22 protein-coding genes are annotated in these 19577 nt (G+C 57.4%); 11 read left to right on the top strand and 11 right to left on the bottom strand.

Features of this window, described 5'->3' with window-relative positions:
• The first annotated feature begins 82 nt into the window (after positions 1 to 82).
• Positions 83 to 1396 (top strand): DEAD/DEAH box helicase, encoded by a 1314-nt coding sequence (locus Q0932_RS18280; RefSeq protein WP_299356308.1) that lies wholly within the window; start codon positions 83 to 85, stop codon positions 1394 to 1396.
• Between the two features lie 136 nt (positions 1397 to 1532).
• Positions 1533 to 2159 (top strand): GNAT family N-acetyltransferase, encoded by a 627-nt coding sequence (locus Q0932_RS18275; RefSeq protein ID WP_299356306.1) that lies wholly within the window; start codon positions 1533 to 1535, stop codon positions 2157 to 2159.
• Between the two features lie 43 nt (positions 2160 to 2202).
• On the opposite strand, the gene Q0932_RS18270 is transcribed toward Q0932_RS18275, so the two are convergent.
• Positions 2203 to 3045: a PhzF family phenazine biosynthesis protein gene (locus tag Q0932_RS18270; RefSeq protein ID WP_299356304.1), complete on the bottom strand. Its 843-nt coding sequence runs from the start codon at positions 3043 to 3045 to the stop codon at positions 2203 to 2205.
• A gap of 103 nt (positions 3046 to 3148) precedes the next feature.
• A complete protein-coding gene (locus Q0932_RS18265) occupies positions 3149 to 3844 on the bottom strand; it encodes an endonuclease/exonuclease/phosphatase family protein (RefSeq protein WP_299356302.1) in 696 nt (231 codons plus the stop codon).
• 126 nt (positions 3845 to 3970) lie between these two features.
• Here Q0932_RS18265 and Q0932_RS18260 point away from each other — a divergent pair, with 126 nt between their 5' ends.
• Positions 3971 to 4846: a DMT family transporter gene (locus tag Q0932_RS18260; RefSeq protein ID WP_299356300.1), complete on the top strand. Its 876-nt coding sequence runs from the start codon at positions 3971 to 3973 to the stop codon at positions 4844 to 4846.
• 52 nt (positions 4847 to 4898) lie between these two features.
• On the opposite strand, the gene Q0932_RS18255 is transcribed toward Q0932_RS18260, so the two are convergent.
• From Q0932_RS18255 to Q0932_RS18240, 4 genes are all read right to left on the bottom strand, one after another.
• On the bottom strand, positions 4899 to 6302 hold the full coding sequence (locus Q0932_RS18255; protein ID WP_299356298.1) for a protein adenylyltransferase SelO family protein: 1404 nt from the start codon (positions 6300 to 6302) through the stop codon (positions 4899 to 4901).
• Between the two features lie 9 nt (positions 6303 to 6311).
• Positions 6312 to 6761, bottom strand: a complete 450-nt coding sequence (locus Q0932_RS18250) for a GNAT family N-acetyltransferase (RefSeq protein ID WP_299356296.1) — start codon at positions 6759 to 6761, stop codon at positions 6312 to 6314.
• Positions 6758 to 7699, bottom strand: coding sequence for a nucleoside hydrolase (locus tag Q0932_RS18245; RefSeq protein ID WP_299356294.1), 942 nt, complete (start codon positions 7697 to 7699; stop codon positions 6758 to 6760). Before Q0932_RS18245 ends, Q0932_RS18250 begins: the two co-directional genes overlap by 4 nt.
• 73 nt (positions 7700 to 7772) lie before the next feature.
• Positions 7773 to 8948, bottom strand: coding sequence for a PLP-dependent aspartate aminotransferase family protein (locus Q0932_RS18240; RefSeq protein WP_299356291.1), 1176 nt, complete (start codon positions 8946 to 8948; stop codon positions 7773 to 7775).
• A 162-nt stretch (positions 8949 to 9110) separates the two neighbouring features.
• On the opposite strand from Q0932_RS18240, the gene Q0932_RS18235 reads away from it, so the two are divergent.
• Positions 9111 to 9572, top strand: a complete 462-nt coding sequence (locus Q0932_RS18235; RefSeq protein WP_299356289.1) for a GNAT family N-acetyltransferase — start codon at positions 9111 to 9113, stop codon at positions 9570 to 9572.
• Positions 9573 to 9619: 47 nt separating this feature from the next.
• On the opposite strand, the gene Q0932_RS18230 is transcribed toward Q0932_RS18235, so the two are convergent.
• Complete coding sequence (locus Q0932_RS18230) at positions 9620 to 10210, bottom strand: HD domain-containing protein (RefSeq protein ID WP_299356287.1); 591 nt, start codon at positions 10208 to 10210, stop codon at positions 9620 to 9622.
• Between the two features lie 101 nt (positions 10211 to 10311).
• Between Q0932_RS18230 and Q0932_RS18225 the strand changes: the two genes are divergently transcribed.
• Complete coding sequence (locus Q0932_RS18225; protein WP_299356285.1) at positions 10312 to 11151, top strand: LysR family transcriptional regulator; 840 nt, start codon at positions 10312 to 10314, stop codon at positions 11149 to 11151.
• 32 nt (positions 11152 to 11183) lie between these two features.
• Here the strand turns inward: Q0932_RS18225 and Q0932_RS18220 are convergent, their stop codons facing one another.
• The 3 genes from Q0932_RS18220 to mazG form a co-directional block, all read right to left on the bottom strand.
• Entirely contained in the window at positions 11184 to 12197 is a 1014-nt protein-coding gene (locus Q0932_RS18220; RefSeq protein ID WP_299356283.1) for a Fe(3+) ABC transporter substrate-binding protein, read from the bottom strand.
• Between the two features lie 158 nt (positions 12198 to 12355).
• Entirely contained in the window at positions 12356 to 12784 is a 429-nt protein-coding gene (locus Q0932_RS18215; RefSeq protein ID WP_299356281.1) for a thioesterase family protein, read from the bottom strand.
• 31 nt (positions 12785 to 12815) lie between these two features.
• On the bottom strand, positions 12816 to 13640 hold the full coding sequence (gene mazG / locus Q0932_RS18210) for a nucleoside triphosphate pyrophosphohydrolase (RefSeq protein WP_299356279.1): 825 nt from the start codon (positions 13638 to 13640) through the stop codon (positions 12816 to 12818).
• Between the two features lie 64 nt (positions 13641 to 13704).
• Between mazG and Q0932_RS18205 the strand changes: the two genes are divergently transcribed.
• From Q0932_RS18205 to Q0932_RS18195, 3 genes are all read left to right on the top strand, one after another.
• Positions 13705 to 14865, top strand: a complete 1161-nt coding sequence (locus tag Q0932_RS18205) for a M20 aminoacylase family protein (protein ID WP_299356277.1) — start codon at positions 13705 to 13707, stop codon at positions 14863 to 14865.
• A 157-nt stretch (positions 14866 to 15022) separates the two neighbouring features.
• Positions 15023 to 15988 carry an agmatinase gene (speB, locus tag Q0932_RS18200; RefSeq protein WP_299356275.1) on the top strand — a complete coding sequence of 322 codons (966 nt, stop codon included), beginning with the start codon at positions 15023 to 15025 and terminating at the stop codon, positions 15986 to 15988.
• Between the two features lie 205 nt (positions 15989 to 16193).
• Entirely contained in the window at positions 16194 to 16598 is a 405-nt protein-coding gene (locus tag Q0932_RS18195; protein WP_366141430.1) for a DUF1499 domain-containing protein, read from the top strand.
• Here Q0932_RS18195 and Q0932_RS18190 read toward each other — a convergent pair.
• A complete protein-coding gene (locus Q0932_RS18190) occupies positions 16521 to 16841 on the bottom strand; it encodes a hypothetical protein (protein WP_299356271.1) in 321 nt (106 codons plus the stop codon). The genes Q0932_RS18195 and Q0932_RS18190 overlap by 78 nt on opposite strands.
• A 61-nt stretch (positions 16842 to 16902) precedes the next feature.
• Between Q0932_RS18190 and prfA the strand changes: the two genes are divergently transcribed.
• From prfA to Q0932_RS18175, 3 genes are all read left to right on the top strand, one after another.
• On the top strand, positions 16903 to 17958 hold the full coding sequence (gene prfA / locus Q0932_RS18185; RefSeq protein WP_299356269.1) for a peptide chain release factor 1: 1056 nt from the start codon (positions 16903 to 16905) through the stop codon (positions 17956 to 17958).
• A complete protein-coding gene (gene prmC, locus Q0932_RS18180) occupies positions 17955 to 18782 on the top strand; it encodes a peptide chain release factor N(5)-glutamine methyltransferase (RefSeq protein WP_299356267.1) in 828 nt (275 codons plus the stop codon). Before prfA ends, prmC begins: the two co-directional genes overlap by 4 nt.
• Before the next feature lie 225 nt (positions 18783 to 19007).
• Positions 19008 to 19574 (top strand): DUF4167 domain-containing protein, encoded by a 567-nt coding sequence (locus Q0932_RS18175; RefSeq protein ID WP_299356265.1) that lies wholly within the window; start codon positions 19008 to 19010, stop codon positions 19572 to 19574.
• The last annotated feature ends 3 nt before the right edge of the window (positions 19575 to 19577 follow it).

The raw sequence follows: 19577 nt of genomic DNA, 5'->3' as shown, positions 1-19577 counted from the left end.
GCTTTGTGGCCTTCCACCAACCGGCCCCGACAGATGGGGCGACACAGGCGTTTCGTTGCACCGAAGCGCCGGAAAGAAATTTATGACGACGTTTTATGACCTCGGCCTGCCGAAAAAGCTGGTTGAGAAGCTGATTGCCACAGGCATCGACAAACCAAGCCCCATTCAGGAACGTGCGATACCGCACGCACTGGAAGGGCAAGACGTGATGGGGCTGGCGCAGACTGGCACCGGCAAAACGCTGGCCTTTGGCCTGCCGCTGATCGCCAAGCTGCAAAGCTATGGTCGCCCACCCGAACCAAAGACTGTGCGCAGTCTGATCCTCGCTCCGACACGCGAACTGGCCAATCAAATCAAGGAAAGCCTTGGCGTCTTGGTGGATGGAAGCCATTTCAAAGTGGGACTTGTGGTTGGTGGCGTGGCCATTAACCCACAGATTAAGCGGGTTGCGCGCGGCACGGATGTTCTGGTTGCCACACCGGGGCGATTGATCGACCTTCTGGACCGCCGCGCACTGGACCTGTCGCAGACCGATTTCCTGGTTTTGGACGAAGCTGACCAGATGCTCGACATGGGGTTCATCCATGCTTTGCGCAAAATCGTTGAGTTTCTGCCCGCCAAACGCCAAACCATGCTGTTTTCGGCGACGATGCCAAAGCTGATGGCCGAGATTTCAGGTTCTTACCTGAACAACCCTGTACGCGTGCAGGTGGCGCCTCCCGGTAAAACTGCTGACAAGGTGACCCAAGGGGTTCACTACATCTCGAAGGCCGAGAAAACCAATCTGCTGATCGAGTTGCTGAGCAAGCACCGTGACGAAGCGGCGATCGTGTTTGCCCGCACCAAACACGGCTCTGACCGTCTGGTGAAAGTCCTCGTGAAGCAAGGGTATGAAGCTCAAACTGTGCATGGCAACAAGAGCCAGGGACAACGAGAGCGTGCCCTCAAGGCATTTCGTAACGGAGAGGCAATGGTGCTTGTGGCCACCGATGTGGCCGCACGCGGTCTGGATATTCCCCAAGTGCGCCATGTCTACAACTTTGACCTGCCCAATGTGCCTGAAAACTATGTTCACCGGATCGGCCGTACGGCACGGGCCGGTATGGACGGCGCGGCTGTGGCGTTCTGCTCACCGGATGAAACCGACGAGTTGAAAGCCATCCAGAAGGTTTTGAAAATCGAAATCCCTGTGCTGTCTGGGACGCCTTGGTTGGGAATGACCGACCCGTCCCACAAGAACAAACCCAAAAACACAGGCGGCGGTGGTCGTGGCAAAGGTGGCCCGCGCCGCAGTGGTGGTGGCAACTCGCAAAGATCCGGGGGTGGTAAGCCTGCTGGTGGACCGGGGGGCGGGCAGAAGCGTCGTCGCAGGCCGAACCGCGGCCGCGCTGCCTGAGAGCCGGTCGCATCGGGCGACATGGCTTAACAGGGTGACGTCTCTGTGCTTGTATGACCAAAGGACCATTGGCAATAGACGCGGCAAGGCTGACGTTTTTGCCAATGGGTAATTGCAAGCAAGAGGGGGTCCAGACATGGATGCTCTGACCGTACCTGCTTCAAAGGATGTTTCGCCGGAGGCCTTGGCGGACCTGTTGTGGAGCACCGACCCTAAGCTGAATGCCTATATGTTCGGCACCATGCCGACGCTACACAGATTGATCGAGAGTGAATGGTCATCCGCAAGTGGTTTATTCTCGTTTAAGCAGGCGTTTACGACCTTGTTTTCAGATGAAATCGTGGGGCTTTTGATCGGCTTTAGCGATGAGGAATATGCCGCTTGTTTTAACGCTTCGATGCGCAATCAACCGAAAGCTCTGGGCGGCCAAGAGGCCGCACATATAGAGGCGGCATTGCACTGGATGGACCGGTTGTTCCCTGTGCCGCGCACTGGGTCATTCTACATTCTTGAGTTTGCGGTGAGCCCGCAGGCGCAAGGGTTAGGCATTGCTGGCCGCTTGTTCAACGCAGCAAAAGACCGGGCCATTGGCTTAGGGTGTCAGCAGATTTGTCTGGATGTCGCTGCTGATAACGAAGCGGTTGGCTTTTATCGCCACCTTGGATTTCAAACCGAGGTGGAAACGCGGGTTCCGGTGTTGGATGACAATCACGAAATCGGACTGCACCTGCATATGGTGTGCGATATCTCAGACGATACCTGAACGCTCCATCCTTGACCCTACCTTAGCTTTTGGGGACCCTGCGTCAAAATACGAGCCGCCCTTCCTTCATTTTCACGGCCTGTCCACTCACCGTGACTGATGGTCCTTCGGTACTGACACCGATAACTGAAGGCCGTCCCATATCGTCGCCTTGATGAATGCGCAGCGTGACGTCCTGACCTCCAAGCTGTGCCAAAAGCGCGCCCAGCGTCGCGCAGGCGCTGCCGGTGGCGGGGTCTTCTGGAATATTGTCAAGCGGCGCGAACATGCGGGCGTGGATCACGTCGCCTTCGCGCACATAGGCAAACTGTGCGAAATCCAGCCCGGAAGGGTGGGTGGCGTTGCCTTCACGGAAGGCCGCAACGTCAGTCTGGATCGCCGCCAGTGAGTCCCGACAGTCCAGCTCTGAGATGGTAAAGGCCAGTCCCAGTGAGGCCATAACAGGTGTATGCGTGGTGGTCAGGATCGCGTCCTGCGCCAGACCCAGCGCGCGGGCAACAAGGTTGGGATCAGGCCGCTCAGTCAATTCCAGTGCCGCGCTGGTCGTAAACTGCGCGCTGCCATTTTGCGCCCGACAGGCCAGAGGGCCGATACCCAATTCCAGCACCATGTCTGGGCCTTGTCCAAGGTCCGCCAGTGCAACGGCCGTTCCGATGGTGGGGTGGCCCGCAAAAGGAACCTCCATCGTCGGGGTAAAGATGCGCACTTTGGCGGTGTTTGCCGTGTTTTCAGGAGGATAGACAAAGGTCACTTCGGAAAAATTGAACTCGGCGGCGATGGCCTGAAGACTGTTTTCCGCCAGGTCGCTGGCGTCAGGAAAGACGGCCAATTGATTGCCTCCAAAAGGCTGATCAGTAAAAACGTCATAGACGAGGTAGTCGCGCATCACATCAACTCCGGTTCGCGGCCCACGCTTCGTGCCATGGGCGCCACAGACAAACCTTGCACGATGATCGAAAGGATCACCACACCATAAGTGACCGTCGGGATCAGGCTTTTGAAATCTCGGCCCAGACAGGCAGGTGATCGGATGCACTGGCTGCAGGACGCGCACGATGCACGCCGCTATCCACCACGCGCAAATTGTCAGTGTGAGCAAGGCTATCCAGCGCGGCAACGGGGCGCGGTGCCGGAAATGAATGGCCGGGATCCACGAACTCAAGCCCCGGTGTGGCCGCGTCCAGTGCCGTCTTTGGTCCCCATTCGTTGAAGTCTCCGACAAGCACCGTTGGCAAGGGCGGGCGGTGGCGCAAGTGGCGCGTGATGGCCATCAGCTGCAACAATCTAAATCGTCTGAGCAGGCCAAGATGCACACCAATGACCCGAAGCGCGCCAATGGAGGTGTCAAAGTCTGCCAAAATGGCCCCCCGTGGTTCGAGACCCGGCAGTTCCAGATGGTCTGTTTCGATCAGCCCCAGATCTCCCCGCATCAACATAGCGTTGCCATGCCACCCGAGCGATCCGCCGGGTTGGCCAAAGGGCAGCGCCTGCCAGCCTTGGGTTTCGATGACGTCATGGGGCAGGGCCGCGGGGCGGGGTGGCAATCGCTTGTCGGCCTCTTGCAGCACCACAATGTCCGCACCAATCGCGTTAATCACCTGCATGGAGCGATCGGGTCGGCGGCGCATGTCCATACCGACACATTTTTGCAAGTTGTAGCTGGCGATGCGCAGGGTGGCGGTCATGGGGTCTCTCAAGTGATCGGTCTGGTTTTGGCATGTTGCCGCAACAAAGGCGAGGGATGAAACGCCCTGCGGTGCATAATTGGTGGAACTGCTTGACAAATTTAGCAAATCAGGCGCGAGTGCCTTATGGACCGAAAACAACATATCGACGCTTTTGGAGCGACTTCGCTGATCCTTTTTGCGGCCTTGCTGGCCTTTAATCAGGTGGTCATCAAAGTCACGAACGGAGGGTTCTCGCCGGTTTTCGTGGCGGCAATCCGGTCAGCGATTGCAGTCTTTGCTCTTGGCGGATGGATGGCCTTGCGCGGTATTCGGTTTGAACGGCGGCGTGACATTGTTGTGGCGGGTGTGTTCTCGGGTGTTCTTTTTTCTTTTGAATTCATATGTCTATATATCGCTCTTGATCTCACGGATGTGTCCCGGGCCAGTGTCATCTTCTATTCGATGCCGGTCTGGCTGGCCTTGGCGGCGCATGTGTTTTTGCCAGGGGAACGGCTAAGTCTGAGGCGCATGTTGGGGTTGGCGCTGGCAATGACGGGCGTGGCCGTTGCATTGATGGACCGCGCCGGAGGCGCGGCAAACATCTGGGGGGATCTCGCAGCGCTGGGGGCCGCCTGGGGCTGGGCCGCGATCGCCTTGATGATACGGATAAAGCCCTTGAAAACGATACCGCCCGAAGCCCAGTTGATGTGGCAAATTCTGGTGTCGGCCGTGATCCTGAGTGCCGTGGCGCCCTTGTTTGGCCCGTTGTTGCGTGACCCTGAGATAATTCATGTCGCGGGTATCTTGTTTCAATCCCTCGGGGTCGTCGCGATCGGATACGTGTTCTGGTTCTGGTTGCTCACCATCTATCCAGCCTCATCCGTGGCGTCGTTTAGCTTTTTGTCGCCGGTTCTGAGCGTTCTGTTTGGCTGGTGGCTTTTGGGCGAAAGCGTTGGAGTGAGCATCTGGGCTGCACTGGGTCTTGTGGTTCTGGGTCTTATGCTCATCAACCGCAAGTGAGCGGTGCCGGAGCGGATGCCTCCGGTGGAAGTATTTTGGGCAATACGATCGCTCAGGTGCCGCAAAAGGTGGCGTGGACCCGTTCGCCATCCAAGGGCGCATGGGTGAGGTCCCGGCTCTCGGTTGAGACCTCAAACGGCGTGTCATAGGCCTGCATCAGCCTTGAAAATGGCGCCATGTCTCCAGAGACGGCCGCTTGGATCATCTCTTCGATGCGGTGATTTCGCGGGATCAGAAGTGGGTTGGCGGCGCGCATCGTGTCTTGTGCCGCGGTTTCGTCTTTCAGGCGTGCGCGCCAGTCTTTGGCCCAGACTTCAAACGCCTCACGATCCACAAAGTGATCTCCGGCGGTGTCACTGGCTAGTGCAGCAAATGTATTTGTGAAATCAGCGCTTTGCGCGGCCATCAGAGTCAAAAGCTGTTTGGCCAGATCAAGATCACCAGACCGCGGATCGGATATTCCAATCTTTCGCAAAAGCGTAGCATTCCACAAGCTGTTCAGGCGTTCCGGCATGGCATGCACGGCTGAGGTGAACTTTGTGATGGCGTCATCCTGATCCGGCATCAGCGGTACCAATGCAGTGGCCAGCTGCGCCATGTTCCAAACGATGATGTCGGCCTGGCGGCCCCAGGCGTAGCGGCCCTGACGGTCAATCGAAGAAAACACCGTCATCGGGTCGTAGCTGTCCATAAAGGCGCAGGGGCCGTAATCGATGGTTTCGCCCGAAATGCTGCAATTGTCGGTGTTCATGACGCCGTGGATAAAGCCGACATTCATCCATTTTGTGACCAGTTGGGCCTGTCGTTCGATCACGCCGTTCAAAAACTCCAACGGGTCTTTGGCTTCTGGGTCGTGGCGGTCGCGTGCGTGGTCAAAAAGGGCCTGCAGGCCGGTGTAATCCTGACGCGCTGCGAGGGCCTGAAACGTGCCAACGCGGATATGGCTGGCTGCCACGCGGGTCAGGACTGCGCCGGGCAGCGCAGTTTCGCGTTGGATCATCTCGCCGGTTGCGACCGCTGCCAGGGCGCGGGTTGTGGGAATGCCGAGGGCATGCATGGCCTCAGACACCACAAACTCGCGCAAAACTGGGCCAACCCAGGCCCGCCCGTCACCATTGCGCGAGTAGGGCGTGCGGCCCGAGCCTTTGAGTTGGATGTCGCGGCCCTGCACTTCGCCCAAAAGGATCGCGCGCCCGTCGCCCAATTGCGGGTTCCAATGGCCAAATTGATGCCCGGCATATAGCTGCGCTAAGGGTTCGGCGCCGTCGGGAATGGCGTTTCCGGAAAAGACGGTGGCCAGTTCTTCGATATCCTGATCGCCTGAGATTCCGAGATCGCGCGCCAGAGAGTGATTAAACGCAAGCAATTCCGGGGCCTTAACGGGCTCGGGGTTCTGGCGCGTGAAAAGAGACGCCGGAAGGCGTGCGTAAGAATTGTCAAAAGGAATGTGCAACATGGGACCCGGTCAGAGCTTGCGTGTCATCAACATGTAGCGTTCCCGCGGCTGAAAACCAGCCCGTTGGTACAGGCGTTGTGCGGCCTCTTTCTCGCGGTCGACCTCAAGGTGAAAAGCCCGCACGCCCGCATCGCCCAAGGCGCCGGCCAGCGCCATCAGCGCATCGCCACCCATGCCACGCCCACGAACTTTGGGGCGAATATAAATCTCGTCAACAAAGGCATCCATACCGCCAAATTCGACCGACCAGCCAAAGGTCACCACGACATACCCCACCGGCGCGCGGGTTGGGCCGATCAGGTAGATCGCGCCCAGGGGGCTGCCATCCAGCAAGGGCAACAGCGCGCCGCGCCGGATCTCATCGTCTTGAAGGATGCCTTCTTCCGAGTGAAAGGCCTCGACCAACGGAACAAGACGGTCCAGGTCTTCGGGACGGGCCAGATGCAGGGCGGTGCTCATAGGCGGGCCAACCTTTCTGTCAAAAGGGCAAAGAAGCCGTCCGCGTCGATGTCCCCCATGAACATGGCGTTAGGGGGGCGGTCGGTGACGCGCCACCAGTCGGCGACGGTCATGCCCATAGTGAGTTCGCTGTGGGTTTCGATCTCGACGTTGATATGACGGCCGGTGAACAGCTCGGGCTGGATCAGATAGGCGGTCACGCAGGGGTCATGCAGCGGTGCGCCTTCGGAGCCGTATTTTTCCTTGTCAAAGCGTTCAAAGAAATCGGTCATCTCGGCAACAGCGGTTCCGACCTCGTTGCCGATCGCCCGGAACGCGTCATTGCGGGGTCTGGTGACCAGCGCCTTGTGGGTCACATCCAGCGGCATAACAACAATCGGCACGCCGGATTTAAACACAATACCAGCAGCTTGCGGGTCGACGTAAATGTTAAATTCTGCCGCCGGCGTGATGTTGCCAACTTCGAAATACGCCCCACCCATGAGCACAATTTCCTGCACCCGCTCCATGATATCCGGGGCCTTTTCAAAGGCCATAGCGATGTTGGTCAGGGGGCCCAGCGGGCACAAGGTGACGCTGCCCGGGTCATGGGCGCGCACCGTGTCGATGATGAAGTCGACGCCGTGCTGGTCCTGTAGGGGCATGGTCGGGTCCGGCAGAACAGGACCGTTCAGCCCGGTTTTGCCGTGCACATGCTCGGCTGTCACCAAATCACGACCCAGGGGGCGATCACATCCTGCGAAAACCAAAGTCTCTGGTTTTCCGGCCAGTTCACAGACGATCCGGGCGTTCTTGGCGGTCAAAGCCAGCGGCACATTGCCCGCGACGGCCGTGATCCCCAGAACGTCGATCTCATCAGGGCTGGCCAGTGCCAGCAAGATGGCAACGGCGTCGTCCTGACCGGGATCAGTGTCGATGATGATTTTGCGCGGCGCCATGGGCCTCTCCTGTCTTTGCCGTTAAAGAGTGGCAGCCCCAAGCGGGGAAGTAAACTCGGGCGATTAACTACGCCTAGCGAAAGGCCTCTTCCAGATCGGCAATCAGGTCATTTACGTGCTCAATGCCGACGCTCAGGCGGATCATCCCGCCGGAAATACCCGCAGCGGCGCGTTCGGCTTCGGGAATGGTTTTATGGGTCAGAGATGCGGGGTGCTGGATCAAGCTTTCGACACCGCCGAGACTGACTGCGAACTGAAACAGTGAGGTGCGTTTCAGCACCTCGTTGGCGCGTTCTTCCCCCCCATTGACGCAGATTGTGACGATCGCCCCAAAGTCCCGCATCTGGCGGGCCGCAATCTCATGGCCGGGGTGATCGGGCAGGCCGGGATAACGCACGTCGCTCAGGCCAAAGCGATCCCGGTTCTCGGCGAAATGCTCTGCCACGGCGCGGGCATTGGTGGAATGGCGATCCATCCGCACGGGCAGGGTTTTGACCGAGCGCAGCAGTTGTGCGCTGTCGACGGGCGACAACACGGCGCCAACCGAGTTTTGCAGGAACCCCAGACGCTCGGTGATCTCGGCGGGAACATGCGAGGCAACACAGGCCACGCCCGCCATCATGTCGGAATGCCCGCAGAGAAACTTGGTCGCCGAATGCATCACGATGTCAGCGCCCAAGGCCAGCGGATTTTGTAGATAAGGCGAGCAAAAGGTGTTGTCACAGACCGTCAACGCGCCAACTTCACGTCCGATTTGCGAGATTGCGGCAATATCGACAATGCGCAAGGTCGGGTTCGAAGGAGTTTCGTACCACAGCATCGCGGTTTGCTTCGTCGTGGCAGTGCGCACGGCATCAGTGTCCGAGAAATCAACAAAGGTGACGTTGAACCCGGCTGAACGGATGCGCACTTGGGTCAACAGCCGATGAATTCCGCCATAAAGATCGCCATGTGCCACGACATGGGCGCCCGCATCCAACAACTCAAGGATCGTGGCCGCGGCGGACAACCCGGTAGGAAAAACAAACCCGGCCTCGGCGCCTTCTAGATCGGCGATGCACTTGGACACCGTGTCCCGCGTGGGGTTTCCGGCGCGGGCATAGATATAGCCGCGATTTTCACCGATACCGTCCTGAACGAAGGTTGAGGCCTGAACGATGGGTGTCACCACGGCGCCGGTCTGAGGGTCGGGCTCTTGTGCGGCGTGGATGGCGCGGGTTTCAAAGGCGTGTCGGTTTGATTTGTCCATGATGCTGGCCTTGTTGGATGTGTTGGTGCGAGCCTAGGCCCAAGATTTTACACAGTGCAAATTGTTTTCGCCCTGGCGAGGTGAAAGCAGACGCCGCACACCAAGATTGACCCACACGCCAGTCACCCATAATTTGATCAAAAGTCAGGATTGGAGTGCGAAATGGGACAATCAGGCAGTGTAACGACTCGCAAAGCAACGGTACGTGACGCGCCGGATGTGGCGCGACTTGTCCAGGGGTTGCTTGAAGAGCTGGGTGGCACGGCGGTTGATCCAGAACCGCTGTTGACCACCACGCGCACTTTGATGACTGAGCAGGTGGTGATCGCGCTGATCGCTGAAGCGGGCGATCAGCCCATTGGCGTGTTGATGCTGAACGAGTGTGCGGCGATCTATGCTGGAGGTCGGTTTGGCCAGATTACAGAGTTGTATGTAACGCCCGACAACCGCTCGGGTGGCGTAGCCGTGGCGCTTCTGGCCGAGGCACGGCGCGTGGCGCAGCAAAGTGGATGGGAGCGGTTTGAGGTGGGTGCACCAGATCAACCCGCGTGGAACCGCACATTACAGTTCTATCTGCGCGAAGGCTTTGAAGAGGTTGGTCCGCGCCTACGTCAGATTTTGTAGACGGGACCATTTGTAGATGGGAGGACGGCATGAAATCCAAATTCCCCTCATTCGGCAGCAGTTTCGTTCAACTCCATATGCCCACCTGACTTCGAGAACACCCGGCGCAGCATCGGCTCGAAAAACTCTAGCGGTTTTGACGGATAGTTCGGGTCAAAGGCGTTTTGATCGTAGTTGTGGCAGAAATAGACGGCGTCCTCGTAATAGGGGCTGTCCTTGTATTTTTCGCGCGCGTTGCGGTCTCCGCCCAGCATGTGGTTGTAGTAATAGCCCTGAAACACACAGTGATGTTCGATGATCCAGCGGGCGCGTTCGCTCATGTAGGGGCGCACCATCGCAGCGGCGAGTTCACCGTGGTTGTATGGGGACAGGATGTCGCCAATGTCATGGATCAGCGCTGCGATCACGATTTCCTCATCCGCACCATCCGCATGGGCACGGGTCGCGGCCTGCAGGCAATGGTGGTAGCGATTGATCGGGTAGGGGGTCCAATCCTCGTCCAGCGATTTCAGCATAGTGATAATGCGGTCGACCAGTTCGGCGTTAAACTGTTCTTCATAATCCATCACTGCGTCCCAGTCGGCCTGCGTGGCCTCTTCAAAGCTGGTCCATGTGGGTTTGTGTGATTTGTCGAGCATGGGATGCCTCCTGTTGTCCTGTTTGAGGCAGGGATAGCAAAGGATACCTGATAGACAAAACGTATTGTTTTTATCAAATCAATCGGATTTAGTTATCAGCTATGGATGGAAAACTACTGCGAACATTCTTGGCCGTGGCCGATACCCAGAGTTTTCATGGGGCGGCAAAACGGTTGAACGTCACACAGGCCGCGGTCAGTGCGCGTATCCGGGCGTTGGAAGAGGCGGTTGAGGTGGCACTGTTCGAACGTGGTCCGGGAGGCACACGTCTTTCAGAGGCCGGCGTGCAGTTGCGTCCCCATGCTGAACAATTGCTAAGCCAATGGGACCAGGTTCGGGCCGGACTGGGGCGGCAGTTTGCCGGGCGGATCGCACTGCGTCTGGGATGTCAGCTCTCGATCTGGGACGGGTTGCTGGTTGATCTGACGATCTGGGCCGAAGAGACGCTTGAAAAACTGCCCCTCAGCCTGAATTTCGATCATGAGAGCAACGGGTTAGACATGGTTCGGGATGGTGTCGTTGATCTGATTATCACAGGTGAAAAACCGGCAGGTCAACGGCTGGACTATATGACTATGCCACCTGAACGCATGGTGCTGGTGGCCTCAGAGCCTTGCGATCTCGCGGATAGCGATTTGCCACTGTTTCTTAATCTGCAGCTTGGGCCAGAGTATGATGCGGCGGTTCTTGAGCAACTTGGCGACCGGTCCGGGCATCTGTTTCTTGGAAACGCGCTGATGGCCCGGCACTATCTGGCACGTCGTTCCGGGATGACCTGCCTTCCGGCCAGGATGGCCCATAAGCTGCATCCCGTAACTGGTTGGGAGTGTTTCGAAATACCGCGTTACGCTGTGTATTCTCCAAACGGACCTTCCGCAGATTTGGTGCAGCAGATTTTGCCGGGACTGAGCGAAATCACCAAAGAAAAAGGGACGCCCTGAGGCGTCCCTTTGTGGTGGATTTCTGCTGAGATTTAGCCGTCAAAGTCAACTTCTTCGGTGATCTTCAGAGCAGTCGACCGGTGCCCCGCCAAGGTCATCAGGTTGACGTCGTCGGCAGTGAACTCACCCCAACCTTGTACCAACGGATCTGCCGCGGTGCCGGGTGCGATCGGGTACTCAAAGTTGGCCTTGGCATAGATTTCCTGTGCTTCGGGTGAGGTCAGGAATTCCATCATCTTCAAGGCAGCTTCGGGGTTTGGTGCGTATTTGGCCATGGCAACGCCCGAAATGTTTACGTGTGTACCGGCGCCTTCAAAGACAGGGAACAACACGTTGACGCTTTCTGCCCAGGCTTTCTGCTCGTCGTCGCTCAGCATCTTGCCCATGTAGTAGGTGTTGCCGATCGCAATGTCGCATTCTCCGGCCCAGATTGCCTTGACCTGTGCGCGGTCGTTACCTTGGGGTTTGCGGGCAAGGTTAGCTTTGACGCCTTCGAGCCATGCCTTGGCACCTTCCTGACCGTGGTGGTGGATGACGGCCGAGGTCAGAGCGACGTTATACGCGTTGGTGCCCGAACGGGTACAGATGCGGCCCTTCCACTTGGGGTCAGCCAGGTCTTCGTAAGTGGTGACTTCGCCATCGGCCACACGCTCTTTCGACGCGTAAACAATCCGCGCACGGGTGGTCAGGCCGAACCAGTGATTTTCCGGGTCGCGATAGATCTCGGGCACGTTTTGGGTCAGAGCATCGCTGGTTGCGGGCTGGGTGAGGTCGGCATTCACAACGCCAGCAAGGCGCGAGATGTCCACGGTCAGAACAAGATCGGCTGGCGAGCGTTTGCCCTCGGCCTGCATCCGTTCGATCATGCCTTTCTTGAGGTAGGCGACGTTGACCTTGATACCTGTTTCCGCGGTGAAGGCATCGGTGAGCGGCTTGATCAGTTCAGGTTGACGGTAAGAATAGATGTTGACCTCTTCGGCCAGCACCGGCGCGGCGACGGCAAAGGCCGTGGCGGCAAAGACTGCGGATTTCAGTTTGGTGATCATGCGACTCACTCTCAATTGCGTTTCTCTCTGGTGTCGGGAGGTACCCGACTAAATTACTCGGGTCAATACCTGAATAAAGTAGTTGGGTATTTGACGTGGATCAAAAGAAAGCCCCGCCGGGACGGGCGGGGCTCATCAGTTCCGTCGGTAAAACGGCCTTATTCGGCCGGGTCTTCTTTCACCAGGCATGCTTCTAATGCGGTACGCACGTCATCTGGCCAGGGCATCGATGTGTGTTTGTCGAGATCCGACGCAGCCAGCACCTGTGTTGATGACCAGCGTTTCTGGCCTTTGCAGCTGATGTCGTGGTGAACGGAAACCGAAGACCGACCCACTTTCAGGACACTGACTTCGAATTCCAGTTCTTCGCCAAAGAAGGACGGGCTAGAGAAATCCGAGGTGATGTGAACGGTCGGTGTGCCCCAGCGTTCCTTCCAGATGATTTCGTGCCAGGGGTAGCCAAGTTCTAACCAAAACTCTTCGTTTACCCCATTCAATATGTTGAGATAGGCGGGGTAATAGGCGGTGCCAGAAATATCGCAATCGCCAAAGTTCAGCATGCGCGTGGTCTTAAACGGAACGTCCATCAGGTTACCTTTCTATTCAATTAGTTAATCGTCATTCCTGACGTGATTTCTCGTCGGCTTTCACAGCATCCCACAGCGCATCCATTTCAGCCAGATCGCTGTCTTCGGGGCGTTTCCCAAGTGCGGCCAATTTTGTTTCGACCGCCTCAAATCGGCGCACAAATTTGGCGTTGGTGGCACGCAGGGCCGCTTCGGGTTCGATGTTGAGATGACGCGCGAGGTTGGCGATCACAAAAAGCATGTCACCAAACTCTTCTTCGATCTCGGTTTGACTGAGTTTGTCGCGCGCTTCTGCCAACTCTCCAGCTTCTTCAACGATCTTGTCGACAACCTGTGAGATGTCCGGCCAATCAAAGCCCACGCGCGCCGCACGTGTTTGCAGTTTCACGGCACGCAACAAGGCAGGTAGACCCAGCGCCACACCGTCCAATGTGCCAGTTTGCGCTTTGCCTGCGCGTTCTGCCGCCTTAACCGTTTCCCAGTCGCGGGTCTGTTGCTCGGCGGATTTCTCTCGGCTTTCGTCACCAAAGACATGCGGGTGCCGCGCAACCATTTTGTCTGACATGGTGTCGGCCACCTCGTCAAAGGTGAAGAGGCCGCGTTCGCTGGCCATTTGCGCGTGAAACACGGACTGGAACAAGAGGTCCCCCAACTCGCCCTTCAACTCGTCCCAGGCCTCGCGTTCGATGGCATCGGCGACCTCATAAGCTTCTTCGATGGTGTAGGGCGCAATGGTGCTGAAATCCTGTTCAATGTCCCAGGGGCAGCCATTTTCCGGATCACGCAGGCGGCGCATAATCTCGATCAGTCGGGGCATGCCGCCATTTGGGTTCAGGATCAGCGGGTCTTCGGCCATTGCAACTCTCTCATCAACAGTGTTCTGTCGCATAACAAATGAACCTTTGACCGGAGTCCAGCCCATGCCCGTTGTGAACCGCATTGCTGCCTTTGCAGATGAGATGAAAACATGGCGTCGCCATCTCCACGCCAACCCTGAGATTGAGTTCGATTGCCACAAAACGGCAGCATTTGTGGTTGAGCGCCTGCGCGAGTTTGGTGTGGATGAGATCCACGAAGGCATCGCGACAACTGGGCTGGTCGCAATCATCAATGGCAAGGGCGCCGGCGGCACAATAGGTCTGCGGGCAGATATGGACGCGCTGCCAATGCCTGAGATGACCGGGCTGGACTATGCGTCAACTGTGGACGGCGCGATGCATGCCTGTGGTCATGACGGACACACGACCATGCTGTTGGGGGCCGCGAAGTATCTGTCAGAAACGCGGAACTTCTCAGGCAAGGTTGCTTTGATCTTCCAGCCCGCCGAAGAAGGTGGCGGCGGGGCTGGCGTGATGGTTGAAGAAGGCATCATGGACCGATTTGGGGTGGATCAGGTCTATGCCCTGCACAACATTCCCGAAATTGAGGTTGGGCATTTTTACTCCACTCCAGGCCCGATCATGGCGGCAGTGGATGAGTTTCACGTTGATATACAAGGGCGTGGCGGCCACGGCGCTTACCCGCAGGACACCGCGGACCCTGTCGTCGCAGCGCTGGCCATTGGCAATGCCCTGCAAACCATCATCAGCCGGAACCACGACACGCGAGGCGAAGCGGTGGTGTCTCTGACGCAGATTCACACAGGTTCAACAGACAATGTGATCCCCGACACGGCCTACTTGAATGGCACGGTGCGCACTTTTGATCCGGCCGTGCAAGAGATGATCATTCGCCGGATGGAGGCCATCGTGACCGGACAGTCGGCGGCCTATGACGTGCAGGCGACTCTGCGCTATGACAAGGGATACCCGGCCACGGTCAACGATGCCGATAAAGTTGCCTTTGCTGCAGAAGTTGCACGCGAGGTATCTGGTGAGGATGCGGTGAACGCAAATACCGGTATGGAAATGGGCGCCGAAGACTTTGCCTATATGCTTGAGGCCCGCCCGGGTGCCTATTTTTTCCTGGGGCAGGGCGAAGGGCCGGGAGTGCACCACCCCAAATATGACTTCAACGATGAGATTTCGCCCATCGGCGCGTCCTACTTCGCCCGGTTGGTGGAAAAAGCGCAACCTCTCTGAGCCGCGCCCAACCTTGCGCTTCGTGTTGCCAAAATACTCCCGCCGGAGGCGTCCTGCGGCCGCAGATTTGTGCGGTCACTCAAACAAACACTTGACCTTTCAAAAGGTGGTTGTCAGAATTTGATCAAATTATGTGATTTGAACAAGGACGATCGCAATGGGACTGGAAGACGCAAGCAATCAAGTAGACGAGGCCTTTACCCGTCAGAACAATCGTGGCTGTTCCTTTGAAAACACTTTTGGTGGTGCGACTTCGTTCCTGCGACGTCGCTATACCAAGGATCTGACCGGCGTTGACATCGCTGTAACGGGTGTCCCGTTCGACCAGGCGGTGACAAACCGAACTGGTACGCGGCTCGGTCCGCGCGCGGTACGCGAAGCCTCGGCACTACAGGCATTTGATGCGCCTTATGGTTGGGATTTCAACGTGATGGACGAGTTTAACATCATTGATTACGGCGATGTTGCGTTTGATTACGCCAAAGTCAGTGACTTTCCCGACCGCCTGACAAACCACATCCGCACGATCTTGAATGCTGGCGTTGCCAGCCTGACGCTGGGTGGTGACCACTATATCTCATTCCCCATTCTCAAGGCCTATGCCGAGAAGTATGGCCCGATCTCGCTTCTACAGTTTGATGCCCATTCCGACACCTGGGCGGACGATGATATGGACCGGATTGATCACGGCACGATGTTTTACAAGGCCGTGAAAATGGGAATCGTTGACCCCAAACGCTCGATTCAGGTGGGAATTCGCACCACCAATGAGGATAATTTGGGAGTTCCCACCATCGACGCGCGCGAGGTGCATGAAACCGGCCCTGCCGCAGTTGTGGCCAAGATCAAGTCGATCCTTGGCGATCACCCAACCTATCTGACCTTTGACATTGACTGTCTTGATCCAGCTTTTGCCCCTGGTACCGGAACGCCGGTCTGGGGCGGCCTCAGCTCGGGTCAGGCGGCTGCGATCCTGCGTGACCTTGCAGGCATTAACATGGTTGGGGGCGATGTTGTCGAGGTTTCTCCGCCTTTCGACACAACCGGTGCCACAGCAATCGCAGGGGCACATGTTGCAACAGAGTTGCTGAGCATATGGGGCGCAGGCCAAAGGCAAAAATGACGACCAATCCAAGCTAACTGCCACATTCTGAACATCACAGAACCCATAAAAAAACTGTGATGAGCCTTGGAAATGGCAGGTCTGCCCTATCTTATAAACAGTGGTCGCGGCGCATTGGCGTTGGTATGTTTATTTGTTATTTTGGTGTGTAACGGTGTTTGCGTCGTGATCACCCCAAAAGATTTGAAAGCAAGGATTTATGCGCATGACGCTGGTCTGGATACTCCTCCTCGCCTTTTTAGGTGTGTTTGCCTTTGTACGATTGGCACCAAGTGACCCGAATGTTTGGCACGTAGACCCCAGCTCATCCGTGGACAAAACCTTTCGCAATGGAGTGATCCGTCGGATCAGTACGGGAACAGGCGGATTGCGCAGGATGGATTCTGTAATCACCTCAGACCCGCGGTCTGCCGTTCTTGCGGGGGCTGTTGATGAAGGTAAAGTCACCTATATCTCGCGGACCCGCATGATGGGATTTCCCGACTACACGACGGTTATTCAGGATGGTGAAGATCTGGTGATCTATGCGCGCTCACGTTTTGGTCGCAAGGATTTTGACGTCAACCGGAAGCGTGTCGAGCGCTGGATTGCTGCTCTGACCGCCTATTGAGCCGGGGCGCATCTCTGACGACAGACAGGCCGGGGCAATTTCACGCCACATAGGCACGTTCAGCGACATCTGGCATTGCGCCATGAAACTCCGTCCATCCACATGCAGGCAGATCGACTCGCCTACATCGACGCGGGCGCCTTCGGTGTCCGTACAATAGCAATCGATAACCTTGCCGTTCAGATTGTAATCGGCAATGGCGGGTTGGGCCGCAAGGGTCAGGATCAGGATGAGCCGTTTCATGACCACATCATACCGTAATCCGCCCCCTTGACCAAGCCAGCGGTTTGTCCCACTTAACCTCATGGTTCCGATAGAGCGTTTAGAACAGATCACCCAGCGGTTCGAGTTTCTCGAAGCGCAGATGGCAGAAGGCACAGCGGGCGCGGATATTGCGACGCTGGCCAAAGAATATGCCGACCTGAAACCCGTGGTCGAGCAAATCGCGGCCTATCGCCAGCTGGTGGCCGACCTCGAAGAGGCCGAGCTGATGCTGGATGACCCGGACATGAAGGAACTGGCTGAAGAAGAGCTGCCAATCCTGAAAGAGCGTTTGCCCAAGGCCGAACATGCGCTGCAGTTGACGCTGTTGCCCAAGGACGAGGCTGACAAACGCCCGGCAATGATCGAAATTCGCCCCGGCACAGGCGGGGACGAGGCCGCGCTATTCGCGGGCGACCTTTTGCGAATGTATCAACGTTATAGTGAAGCCCGTGGCTGGAAGTTTGAGATCATCGAGGAACAGTTGACCGAACTGGGCGGTGTTAAAGAGGTTGTGGGGCATATCAAGGGCGAAAACGTCTTTGCGCGGCTGAAGTATGAATCGGGTGTGCACCGGGTCCAACGTGTGCCGGAAACTGAAAGTGGTGGGCGTATCCATACGTCGGCGGCAACCGTGGCTGTTTTGCCCGAAGCCGAAGATGTGGACATTCACATTGAGCCGGGCGATCTGCGCATCGACACCATGCGCGCCAGCGGGTCTGGCGGACAGCACGTCAACACCACCGATTCTGCCGTACGTATTCTGCACGTGCCGACGGGCATCATGGTGGTCAGCTCAGAGAAATCCCAGCACCGCAATCGTGAGATTGCCATGCAGGTTCTGAAAACCCGGCTCTATGACGCAGAGAGGCAGCGAATTGACAGCGAGCGATCAGAGGATCGACGCAGTCAGGTGGGTTCTGGCGATCGCTCTGAACGCATTCGCACCTATAATTTTCCGCAAGGGCGCATGACCGATCACAGGATCAACCTCACGCTTTACAAGCTGGATGCGGTGATGGGCGGTGATCTGGATGAGATCGTGGATGCGCTGACTGCTGACGATCAGGCACGCATGCTGGCGGAGATGAACGGGTGAACGTTCAGGCTGCGTTGACGCTTGCGACGCAAATGCTGAAAGATGCCGGGATTCCAGATCCTGCGCGGGATGCACGCAAGCTGATGGCCGCGAGCCTTGGTGTCGATGTGGGGCGCGTGACCCTGCATCTGCGGGACCCCCTCGAAGATGTCCCGGAAGCAGCGTTTTTTGCAGACACGATGGAGCGCGCTGAGCGCAAACCGATCTCCCATCTTCTGGGGTGGCGCGAGTTTTTTGGCCGGCGTTTTCTGGTGACACCAGAGGTTCTTGATCCGCGCCCGGAAACGGAAACGCTGATTGAGGCGGCACTTTCTGAGAACTTCGAGGATCTTCTCGACCTTGGCATTGGCACAGGGTGCATCCTCGTGACGTTGCTGGCAGAGCGTCCCAAAGCCACGGGGATTGGTACAGATATCTCTGGTGCAGCCCTGTCTGTCGCGGGGCGAAACGCGGCGGCCCATGGTGTTGAAGATCGCTGCGCGTTGATCGAAAGCGATTGGTTTGCAGTCGTTGGGGGGCAGTTTGACCTGATCGTATCAAATCCGCCGTATATTGCGCTGGATGAGATGGCGGATCTGGCGCCGGAACTGGCTTATGAACCGCGTATGGCTTTGACCGATGAAAGTGACGGGCTGGCGGCCTATCGGGTGATCGCACGCGATGCCGGACCCCATCTGAAACCGGGGGGGCGGTTGATGGTCGAGATCGGCTGGACGCAAGGTGCGGATGTCGCCGCGATCTTTAAGGCGCAAGGCTTTGTTGGGGTCCGCATCCTGCAGGATATGGACGGGCGTGACCGGGTGGTTCTGGCGCAAACCCGCTGATCTGCGACGAAAAAGACACAATTCGATAAGCCTTTTGCAACCCTTTTGGGCGAATCCCTCTTGTGCCGCCGCCTCAAGCGTTTTACTCAGGGGGTGTCCGGAAGGTGATGCCCTAGTGCGGCTCCCCGGACGCCAAGCCCAAAAGTCGACACCCGGTCATTCAGAGCGCAAGAGGCGTGAAACGGGAACACGACACATATTTGACCCAGGCTGGACCAGAGTTATATGAGATCTTCCAAATCCCGTTCGCGTAAGAACAACCGCAATCGTCCCTCCGGAAATATCGTCAATCGTGTGTTTGACAGCTCCGGCCCCGAGGGCAAGGTACGCGGCACTCCGCAACAGATTATCGACAAGTACAACCAGCTCGCGCGTGACTCGCAGTTGGGCAATGACCGTGTGGCAACCGAGAACTTTCAGCAGCACGCCGAACACTATCTTCGCCTGTTGTCCGAAGCTCAGCGCGAGCAAGAAGCCAAGCGTGAAGAACAAGAGCGCCAGAACCGTGAGCGCCAAGCGGAACGTGACCGCGAGCGCCAGGAACGCATTGACCGTCAGGAACGCGAAGCCAACGGTGCAGGAGCCCCGGCTTCTTCTGACCCTTCAGAAGCCCCGCAGCCCGACTTCATTGATGCCAGTGCAAGTGAAGATGCAGGTTTGGTTGAGACGCCCGAGGCCAAGTCTGAAGACAAACCCAAGCCGCGCAAACCGCGCCGCCGGGCCCCAAAAAAGCAAGACGACGCCCCTGTGGCTGACACACCTGCACCGGACAACCCCGAAGCCGCTGAGTAATCG

The organism is uncultured Shimia sp. (assembly GCF_947498095.1).
Classification (GTDB): Bacteria; Pseudomonadota; Alphaproteobacteria; order Rhodobacterales; family Rhodobacteraceae; genus Shimia.
This window is presented reverse-complemented; position numbering and strand designations above follow the sequence as displayed.